The sequence below is a fragment of the Caballeronia choica genome, from assembly GCF_001544535.1.
GTDB lineage: Bacteria > Pseudomonadota > Gammaproteobacteria > Burkholderiales > Burkholderiaceae > Caballeronia > Caballeronia choica.
This window is the reverse complement of record NZ_FCON02000536.1, coordinates 1-842: the sequence shown is the minus strand read 5'-3', so window position 1 is coordinate 842 and position 842 is coordinate 1. Positions and strand designations below refer to the sequence as shown.

Here is an 842-nt window from a genome sequence, read left to right as displayed (position 1 = left end):
GCAAGGCTCCTGGTCCTCAGAACCGCGTGGCTCATCGACAGTGTGGGGGCTCGCGAAGCGCGCAAGGAAATCTCGATGATCAAGGCACTTGTGCCGACACTCCATACGAACGTATGTGACCGAGCGATGCAGGTGTTCGGCGCCATGGGACTCAGCCCGGACACGCCTTTGGCTGACCACTGGACGTGGGGGCGTGCGCTGCGCTTCGCCGATGGTCCTGATGAGGTGCACTTGCAAACCATCGCGCGTTTGGAAATCCGGCGCATGCAAGAGACGTCTGGCGCGGCGGCCTATCTGACAAAGCCCGAGCGCCACACGCACTGACGAGTTCGCGGAACTGTCCGGCTTCGACCGAGGCCATCGCGTGCCTTGCCATTACAGAAGTTAAAAGAATTCTCTGGAGATCACCGAATGAAAAAGTCGATTCTCGCGCTTGCCGGGATGAGCGCGTTTGCTTCCGTTGCGCACGCACAAAGCAGCGTCACGCTGTTTGGGATCATCGATAGTGGCTTTACCTACACAAACAATAACGGCGGCCATTCTTCGTGGCAAGCAACCGAGAGCAACGAACAGGGTTCACGTTGGGGCTTCAGAGGCGTGGAGGACCTGGGTGGTGGTCTGAAGGCCGTGTTCCAGCTAGAGAACGGTTTTAGCGCCCTAACGGGAGCGCTGAAGCAAGGTGGACGGATGTTCGGGCGACAAGCGTGGCTGGGTCTCGCATCCGATCAGTACGGCACGCTTACGCTCGGTCGCCAGTACAACTCCCTGCAGGTTTTTGTCGCGCCGCTGCAGGTTGGCGGCAGCACGGCGCTCACGGCCTACGCGACGCACCCGCTCGATAA

The 842-nt window shown here is 60.0% G+C and carries 2 protein-coding genes; both read left to right on the top strand.

All coding sequences use genetic code 11. The features are described from left to right. Window positions 1–324, top strand: a 324-nt coding sequence (locus tag AWB68_RS45565) for an acyl-CoA dehydrogenase family protein (protein ID WP_268810996.1), incomplete at its 5' end; no start/stop codon positions are given. Between the two features lie 87 nt (window positions 325–411). Continuing rightward, a partial coding sequence (locus tag AWB68_RS45560) for a porin (protein WP_143282082.1) occupies window positions 412–842 on the top strand: 431 nt, incomplete at its 3' end.